Source organism: Hydrogenophaga sp. (assembly GCF_028698005.1).
Lineage (GTDB): Bacteria > Pseudomonadota > Gammaproteobacteria > Burkholderiales > Burkholderiaceae_C > Hydrogenophaga.
In genome coordinates, this window is the sequence record NZ_JAQVEJ010000169.1 from 1 (window position 1) to 6,097 (window position 6,097).

Here is a 6,097-nt window from a genome sequence, read left to right on the forward strand (position 1 = left end):
TTCCTGCAACCGGCCTCGTGGGCCGGCAAGGGGGAGAAGAGCACAGCGGCAACACCCCGGCGATGCGGGGCGGCGACAATAGGGGGGATTTTACCGGTCCCGCCCAAAGTCGTGGGGGCTTTTTTCACTACCCCGCCGTCCACTCCGTCACACCATGCTGACCCGTTTCATCCTCATCCAGACCAGCCATGCGGGCAACGTCGGTGGCGCCGCCCGCGCCATGAAGGTCATGGGCTTCGATGAGCTGGTGCTGGTGGCGCCCCGCTGGCCCAACGTGTTGCGCCGGGAGGAGACCATCCAGCGCGCCAGCGGCGCCAACGACGTGCTCGCCAGGGCGCGCATCGTCGAGACGCTGGACGAGGCGCTGGATGGCGTGAGCCACCTGTGTGCCACGGCCATGACGCCGCGCGATTTCGGCCCGCCCACGCGGGCGCCGCGCGAGCACTTCGGGCAGTTGCTGGCGGGCGCGGCAGAGGCGCCGCCACCGGCCGGCGTGGCCTTCCTGTTCGGCTCCGAGCGCTTCGGCATGCGCAACGAGGATGTCTACCGCTGCCACGTGTGCCTGTCGATCCCGACCCATCCCGGCTTCGGCTCGCTCAACCTGGCGGCGGCGGTGCAACTGATCGCCTACGAATGGCGCCAGGCGCTGGGCGGTTTCGCGCTGCCTGCATCCGTGACCGCCCAGCAGAGGCCGGTGGCCGACGCGGCGGCCGTGGCCGGCATGCTGGGCCATCTGGAGCAGGCCCTGGTGGCGGTGGATTTTCTCGATCCGGCCGCGCCCAAGAAACTCATGCCGCGGCTGAACCAGTTGTTCAACCGGGCGCAGCCCACGCCGGAGGAAATCCACATTCTGCGCGGTGTCGCCAAGGCCATGCTGCAGACGGCGGCAAAAGCGAAGCGATAGACTGACCGCTCCCTCCCGACAACACGCATTGCCCCGTTCCATGTTCGACCGCATCCGCTCCGACATCCAGTGCATCCTCGAGCGCGACCCTGCCGCGCGCAGCACCTGGGAAGTCGTCACCTGCTACCCGGGCCTGCACGCCGTGTGGCTGCATCGCCCGGCGCATTGGTGCTGGACCCATGGGCTCAAGTGGCTGGGACGCTTCATCTCGCATCTGTCGCGCTGGCTGACGGGCATCGAGATCCATCCGGGCGCCCGGATCGGCGAGCGCGTGTTCTTCGATCACGCCATGGGCACCGTGGTGGGCGAGACGGCCGAGATCGGCGACGGTTGCACCATCTACCAGGGCGTGACGCTGGGTGGCACGTCGCTCTACAAGGGCACCAAGCGCCATCCCACGCTGGGGCGCGACGTGGTGGTCAGCGCCGGCGCCAAGGTGCTGGGCGGCTTCGAGGTCGGTGACGGCGCCAAGATCGGCTCCAATGCCGTGGTCATCAAGCCAGTGCCGGCCGGCGCCACCGCGGTGGGGATCCCGGCGCGCATCATCCCGAGCAAGCAGGGTGCCAGCGCCGACGTGACCGAGGAGCAGAAGGAAGCCAGGCCCAAGTTCTCGGCCTACGGCGTCACGCAGGAGGACGATCCGCTGTCGCAGGCCATGCGCGGCCTGATCGACAAGACCGGCAGCCAGGAGCACCAGATCGCGCTGCTGTGGCAGGCCATCGAAAAGCTGGCCTGCGAGGTGCATGGCGGCGCGGATTGCGTGCCACCCGAGGCCGCCAAGGAAGAGCGCTTCGAGGCCGACAAGCTCAACCAGCTCGTCGGCAAGTGAGCGTGGCCGCCGCCGCGAGGCAGGCGGCCTGCCTGTGGCTCAGTGGTGATGGCCGTGCGCGCCATGCGCGTGGCCGTGGGCAACTTCCTCGGGCGAGGCGGCGCGCACGTCCAGGACCTTGAGCTGGAACGTCAGCGACTGCCCGGCCAGCGGGTGGTTGCCGTCCAGGTGCACCACCGGTCCCTTGATCTTGACGACGTTGAACACCGCCTCGCGGCCCTGGTCGTCGGTACCGCGCAACTGGCCGCCCACCTTCACGCCGGGCGGGAACTGGGTTTTGGGGATGGTGGTCACCAGCGACTCGTCGCGTTCGCCGAAGGCATCCTCGGGCGCCAGCGTCACGCTCGTCTCGTAGCCGGCGCTCTGGCCTTCCAGCGCCTTCTCGATGCCCGGCAGCGTGTTGCCATAGCCGCCGTGCAGGTAGCTGCGTGGTGTCTTGCCGTCTTCCAGCAGCTTGCCCTGCGCGTCGCTGGCGCGGAAGCTGAGGGTGACGACGGTGTCCTTGGTGATGTTCATGGTCTATTTCCTTTTCGGCCGGAAGGCCTTGCAGATCTCGTCGTTCGTTTCCAGGTACGGCCCGCCGATCAGGTCGATGCAGTAGGGCACGGCAGCAAAGATGCCATGGACCTTCTGGCTGCCGTCGGGGTTCTTCAGGCCCTCCAGCGTCTCGGCGATGGCCTTGGGCTGGCCCGGCAGGTTGATGATGAGACTGGCGCCGCGGATCACCGCCACCTGGCGCGAGAGGATGGCCGTCGGCACGAAGGCCAGGCTGATCTGGCGCATCTGCTCGCCGAAGCCGGGCATCTCCTTGTGCGCCACCGCCAGCGTGGCTTCGGGCGTCACGTCGCGCAGCGCCGGGCCGGTGCCGCCGGTCGTCAGCACGAGCGGACAGCGTGCTTCGTCGACCAGCTCGATGAGGGTGGCGCTGATGCGTTCCTGCTCGTCCGGAATCAGGCGCGGCTCGAAGGTGACGGGATTCTTCAGCGCGCGCGTGAGCCAGTCCTGCAGGGCCGGCAGGCCCTTGTCTTCATAGACGCCACTGCTGGCGCGGTCGCTGATCGAGACGATGCCGATGCGCACCGGCACGGCAGGGGTGGTGGGGGTGTCGTGGTTCATGCTGGGGTGTCGTCGTCCGGGTCCTCGCTGGCCAGGGCGGCACGCACGAGCTGGAAGATCTCGCGGTAGGCCTTGCCGTGGCGCACCGCCTCGCCCGGGCGTTCCTGGGCGGCCGTCGCCTGGGCGTCCTTGCGCGCCTGGCGGATCAGGGCGCGCAGGTGCTGCACGTCGGTGCCGGGCGCCTGGGCGAGCCAGTCCGTGAGGGCGCCGTCGTCGGCGATCAGCCGGTCGCGCCATTGCTCGGCCTGGTGCAGGCGCAGGGTTTCCTGCGCCGAGGGCTTGCGCTGCTCCTCCAGCGCGGCCTCGATGGCCGCGATGGTGTCTTCGTCCAGGGCGCGCATGAGCTTGCCGATGTACTGCATCTGCCGGCGCCTGCCCTCGAAGTTGGTGATGCGGCGTGCCTCGGCCAGGGCATCGATGAGCTTCTCCGACAGCTCGTGCTGTTCGCGCAGCCGGGCCATGAGGTCGCTGCGCAAGGTCAGCAGCGCCTCGCCCAGGGACTGCAGGTGGTCCATGTGCTTCTTGAGGTCGGTCTTGCTCATGTCGACCGAGCCCTTGAGCTCGCGTTTGAGCTCCTGGTCCAGTTCGCTGCCGACGGCAACGAAATGGCCGCGAACGAAATAGCCTTTGGTGGTTTTGCGGGACATGGAAAAAACAGAAGGGAGGGCGGCAAGTATCATAGCCGTCGACATGAAAAACGCCGTTTCCACCGGGGCCAAGGCCCCAGCCGACCCCCGCCAGCCCCTGTCCGGCTTCCAGTACAGCCGTGCCCAGTTCGAGGAACTGGTCGATCTGGCGCTCTCGCATGCGAAGCAACTGGGCGCCGCCGACGCGGCGGCCGAGGTGTCCGAGGGCGCCGGCCTGAGCGTGAGCGTGCGCAAGGGCGAGCTCGAAAACGTCGAGCGCAACCGCGACAAGTCGCTGGGCGTGACGGTGTACCTGGGACAGCGCCGGGGCAACGCCTCGACGTCCGACTTCTCGCCGGCGGCCATCCGCCAGACCGTGCAGGCCGCCTACGACATCGCCCGTTTCACGGCCGAGGACCCGGTCGCCGGCCTGCCCGACCCCGAGGATGTGGCCGATACCTATCCGGAACTGGACCTGTTCCACCCCTGGGCCATCACCTCGGACGAGGCGGTGGCGATCGCGCGGGCTTGCGAGGACGCGGCCTTTGCCACCAGCCGCCAGATCACCAACAGCGAGGGTGCCGGCGTGTCGGCCCAGCAGTCGCATTTCTTCACCGCCCACCTGCGGGGCGGCGAGCGGGGCCGGCCCGGCATCTTCAGTGGCGGCTACGCCAGTTCGCGCCACAGCCTGTCGGTGGCGCCCATCGCGGGCAAGGGCGCGGGCATGCAGCGCGACTACTGGTACAGCTCGCAGCGCAACCCGCAGGATCTGGCCACGCCCGAGGCGGTCGGCCGCTACGCGGCCGAGCGGACGCTGGCGCGCCTGAACGGCCGCAAGCTGGCGACGACCGAGTGCCCGGTGCTGTTCGAATCGCCGCTGGCGGCCGGCCTGCTGGGCGCCTATGTGCAGGCCACCAGTGGCGGCGCGCTCTACCGCAAGACCACCTTCCTGGCCGACAGCCTGGGCAAACGCGTCATGGCCCGGCATCTGGACATCGTCGAGGATCCGCACATCATTGGCGGCAAGGGCAGTGCCCCCTTCGACGACGAGGGCGTGCGCACCGCGCGGCGCCAGGTGCTGTCGGCGGGCCGCGTCAAGGGCTACTTCCTCTCGACCTACTCGGCGCGCAAGCTGGGCCTGCGCACCACCGGCAACGCCGGCGGCTCGCACAACCTGGCGCTGACCAGCCGCCTCACGCAGCCCGGCGACGACCTCGACGCCATGCTGCGCAAGCTCGGCCGCGGCCTGTTCGTGACCGAACTGATGGGCCAGGGCGTCAATTACGTCACCGGCGACTACTCGCGTGGCGCCTCCGGCTACTGGGTCGAGAACGGCCGGATCGCCTACCCGGTGCAGGAGATCACCATCGCCGGCAACCTCAGGGACATGTTCCTGGGCATCGAGGCCGTCGGCGCCGACGCCTACAACTACGGCGCCAAGACGGTGGGATCGATCCTGGTCAACCGCATGAAGGTCGCCGGCAGCTAGGGCCTGCTCACGCCGGCCCCGGCGCCGCCTGCGGCGTCACCCCCTCAAGGGGGCGTGGCAGGTGCGGGATGTTTCAGCCCGCCAGCGCCGCCTTGACGGCGCCGGAGACCTGACCCATGTCGGCCTTGCCGGCCAGCCGGGCCTTGGCCGCACCCATGACCTTGCCCATGTCGGCCGGCCCGCTGGCGCCCAGCTCGGCCACCAGGGCCTTGACCTCGGCGGCGATCTCCTCGGCCGACAGACGGGCCGGCAGGTAGGCCTGCAGCACCTGCAGCTCGGCCGCCTCCTTGGCGGCCAGATCCGGGCGTCCGCCCTGCTCGAACGCCGTGATGGAGTCCTTGCGCTGCTTGACCATCTTGTCGATGACGGCGATCACGGCGGCGTCGTCGAGCTCGATGCGCTCGTCCACTTCCTTTTGCTTGATGGCGGCCGTCAGCAGGCGGATGGTGGCCAGGCGCTCGGCGTCCTTGGCGCGCATGGCGGCTTTCATGTCGTCGGTGATCTGGGTTTTCAGGCTCATGGCAGGCTCCGGTAACAGGGGGAAATGGCGGATGGCGGCCGCTCAGGAACGAAAAAGCCCGCCAGAGCGTCCTCAAGCGGGCTTTGTTCGCGTCGCGCCGGCCGTGGCGGCCGGGGGGCGGGGCTCAGTACAGCTTCTTGGGCAGCTGCATCGAGCGCACACGCTTGTAGTGGCGCTTGACGGCCGCGGCCTTCTTGCGCTTGCGTTCGGCGGTGGGCTTCTCGTAGAACTCGCGGGCACGCAGGTCGGTCAGCAGGCCCAGCTTTTCAATGGTGCGCTTGAAGCGGCGCAGGGCCACGTCGAACGGCTCGTTGTCTTTAACGCGAATGGTGGTCATCAGCTAATGGTTTCCATGATGTGCAGACAGAGGAAGGGCGGGAAGATCGGGCCCGTGCCTTCGTAACTGCGGTTTCCCCGTCTCAAACTAGTATGGGCCGACGGGGGTTTGCCAGCAAAGCGCAGGATTATAACGTCAAACCCGCTCGGGGGGTAGGGGCCCCGTGTCGGGTGGGTCGGGTCATGGTGCGTGGAACACCTGTCACAGTGCCTGCGCACAGGCGTGGGCGCTGGCCCAGGCCCACTGGAAGTTGTAGCCGCCGAGCCAGCCGGTCAC

General features: G+C 68.7%; 9 protein-coding genes. 3 read left to right on the top strand and 6 right to left on the bottom strand.

Features of this window, described 5'->3' with window-relative positions; translation table 11 throughout:
• Positions 1–154: 154 nt before the first annotated feature.
• Positions 155–904, top strand: a complete 750-nt coding sequence (locus PHQ87_RS13670; RefSeq protein ID WP_300235415.1) for an RNA methyltransferase — start codon at positions 155–157, stop codon at positions 902–904.
• A gap of 40 nt (positions 905–944) precedes the next feature.
• A complete protein-coding gene (gene cysE / locus PHQ87_RS13675) occupies positions 945–1,733 on the top strand; it encodes a serine O-acetyltransferase (protein WP_300235418.1) in 789 nt (262 codons plus the stop codon).
• 39 nt (positions 1,734–1,772) lie between these two features.
• Here cysE and PHQ87_RS13680 read toward each other — a convergent pair whose 3' ends face one another.
• Genes PHQ87_RS13680 through yjgA form a run of 3 tightly spaced genes read right to left on the bottom strand, consistent with a single transcriptional unit; the run spans position 1,773 to position 3,496 of the window.
• Entirely contained in the window at positions 1,773–2,249 is a 477-nt protein-coding gene (locus tag PHQ87_RS13680; protein ID WP_300235421.1) for a peptidylprolyl isomerase, read from the bottom strand.
• Positions 2,250–2,252: 3 nt separating this feature from the next.
• Entirely contained in the window at positions 2,253–2,849 is a 597-nt protein-coding gene (gene mog, locus PHQ87_RS13685; RefSeq protein WP_300235424.1) for a molybdopterin adenylyltransferase, read from the bottom strand.
• Positions 2,846–3,496, bottom strand: coding sequence for a ribosome biogenesis factor YjgA (gene yjgA / locus PHQ87_RS13690; protein WP_300235427.1), 651 nt, complete (start codon positions 3,494–3,496; stop codon positions 2,846–2,848). Before yjgA ends, mog begins: the two co-directional genes overlap by 4 nt.
• Before the next feature lie 43 nt (positions 3,497–3,539).
• On the opposite strand from yjgA, the gene pmbA reads away from it, so the two are divergent.
• Positions 3,540–4,964 (top strand): metalloprotease PmbA, encoded by a 1,425-nt coding sequence (gene pmbA / locus PHQ87_RS13695; protein ID WP_300235429.1) that lies wholly within the window; start codon positions 3,540–3,542, stop codon positions 4,962–4,964.
• 73 nt (positions 4,965–5,037) lie between these two features.
• Here the strand turns inward: pmbA and PHQ87_RS13700 are convergent, their stop codons facing one another.
• From PHQ87_RS13700 to PHQ87_RS13710, 3 genes are all read right to left on the bottom strand, one after another.
• Complete coding sequence (locus PHQ87_RS13700; RefSeq protein ID WP_300235432.1) at positions 5,038–5,484, bottom strand: GatB/YqeY domain-containing protein; 447 nt, start codon at positions 5,482–5,484, stop codon at positions 5,038–5,040.
• 124 nt (positions 5,485–5,608) lie between these two features.
• A complete protein-coding gene (rpsU, locus tag PHQ87_RS13705) occupies positions 5,609–5,821 on the bottom strand; it encodes a 30S ribosomal protein S21 (RefSeq protein WP_056273869.1) in 213 nt (70 codons plus the stop codon).
• 201 nt (positions 5,822–6,022) lie between these two features.
• The coding region (locus PHQ87_RS13710) for an NAD(P)/FAD-dependent oxidoreductase (RefSeq protein ID WP_300235437.1) at positions 6,023–6,097 on the bottom strand (75 nt) is incomplete at its 5' end.